This window comes from Thauera sp. WH-1 (assembly GCF_047806685.1).
In the GTDB taxonomy this organism is placed as follows: Bacteria; Pseudomonadota; Gammaproteobacteria; order Burkholderiales; family Rhodocyclaceae; genus Thauera.
The window spans coordinates 1-1,843 of record NZ_JBLQGP010000058.1 but is presented as its reverse complement, the minus strand read 5'-3'; the positions used below and the strand labels follow the sequence as shown (position 1 = coordinate 1,843).

At 64.9% G+C, this 1,843-nt stretch carries 1 protein-coding gene; it reads right to left on the bottom strand.

The genetic code is table 11. The features are described from left to right. Positions 1-91 precede the first annotated feature (91 nt). Complete coding sequence (ltrA, locus tag ACMV5O_RS21245) at positions 92-1,378, bottom strand: group II intron reverse transcriptase/maturase (RefSeq protein ID WP_416165304.1); 1,287 nt, start codon at positions 1,376-1,378, stop codon at positions 92-94. Positions 1,379-1,843 lie beyond the last annotated feature (465 nt).

The following is a 1,843-nucleotide window of genomic DNA, read 5'->3' as shown; positions in this document are numbered from 1 at the left end:
AATCGGGATAGGGGCGGTCAGCCTACCTGACCGTTCCCCTCCCACACCACCCGGCATGCGGGTCCGCACCGGGCGGTTCGAGTCGTTGAGGTTATGAGAGCCGAGGTACGCCGAGTCGGTCAAAGTAGGCGATCGGCAGCGCGCGATTCAGTCGCATGCGGCTGTTCCGCCACCAGCACCGACTGTTCGCCGCCACCTTGCGGGCGTCCTCGTCCGAGGCGCCCATCGCTTTCAACTCCCGGTAAATCGTCGTGCCCCGACGCCAATGCTTGAGCTGCACGGCACGCAGCCGGTGTCGGATCCACTCGTCGAGTTCGCGGAACACCTTGGGTGTCTGCGCAAGCTGGAAGTACGCCTTCCAACCCGGCATGTAGGCCCGCAGCCGTTCGGCAATCTCGGACAGGTTGCGCCCGCCCGAGCGACGTGTGAGTTGCCGGATGCGTTGCCTGAAGGTCGCCAGGGCCTTTCGGGCCACAGCACACTTGATCCGGTCACCCGCACTGCACCACAACTCGTAGCCCAGAAACTTGCGACCGGTCGCAGGCGCCACCGCCGTCTTGACCTCGTTGACCTTCAGATGGAGTCGTTCGTAGCGCTTGGTCAGGCCCGCCAGCACCCGTTCGCCCGCGCGGCGACTGCGTACATACACGTTGCAGTCGTCGGCGTAGCGCACGAAGCGGTGGCCCCGTCGCTCCAGTTCCCGATCCACCTCGTCGAGCAGCACATTGGCCAGCAGCGGCGACAGCGGTCCGCCTTGCGGCGTCCCCTCGTAGCGCGCCATGGCCACCCCGCCATCCATGATCCCGGCCACGAGGTAACGACGAATCAGCCGCAGCACGGCCTTATCGTCGATTCGCCTCGCCAGGCGTTCCATCAGGATGTCGTGATTGACCCGGTCGAAGAACTTCTCCAGATCCACATCGACCACCACCCGGTAGCCGTCCTGCACGTAGCGCTGTGCATCGAGCACCGCATCGTGCGCACGGCGTCCCGGACGAAAGCCGTAACTGTGCTCGGAGAACGTCGGATCAATCCTGGGCTGCAAGACTTGCAGCAGGGCTTGCTGGATCAGCCGATCCGTCACCGTCGGAATCCCCAGTTCGCGCACCCCGCCATCGAGCTTCGGGATCTGGACGCGGCGCACCGGCAGAGGCCGGTAGCTGCCATCGAGCAAGGATTCCCGAACCCGGGGCCAGTGCATTCTCAGGTACTCCGCCGTCTCGGCAATCGACAACCCATCCACCCCAGCACTGCCGCGATTGGATTTGACGCGTTTCCACGCCGCCTCCATGTTCGCTTTCGCGAGCACCTGCGCAAGCAGGCCGTCTCGCCCCGGGCTTCCGGTTTCATGCCGCGCCGTCCGTGCTTCATCACGCACTGCTTCGGGCTCGGCTTCACCTCGCCCTCCCGCATTGCGCCCCGGTTCCCCAGGCTTCTGATGCACTGCACGTCCGAGCGACACGGCCTTCGGCCCTCCTACTCGTTCGGCCCTTCGCCCCAACCAGCGGCTACTACGGCCTCTGCTGACTTCTCGCTCCGGCTCGGCGCCGTCGCCCTTTCAGGCACAAGGCGAGATCTCCCCAGGTAAGGACGCACTCCTTCGCTGCACAACCGCCGGATTTACACCGCTTCGCCTTGATCACGAGAGCTTCGCGGCTTCTTGCCCGCTCGCCCTGCTCGGCAGCGCCTCCTATCCAGTTCTTGTCCATCGGCTCGCAGCTTACGTTCCACGCTTCCTTCCCACGCTCGGTCACCCTCACGCAGTTGCGCTTCACTTCGTTCGCTGTGATCAACTTACGGCGGGACTTGCACCCGCAGGAGTGCGCCCATGCTGGGCGCACAA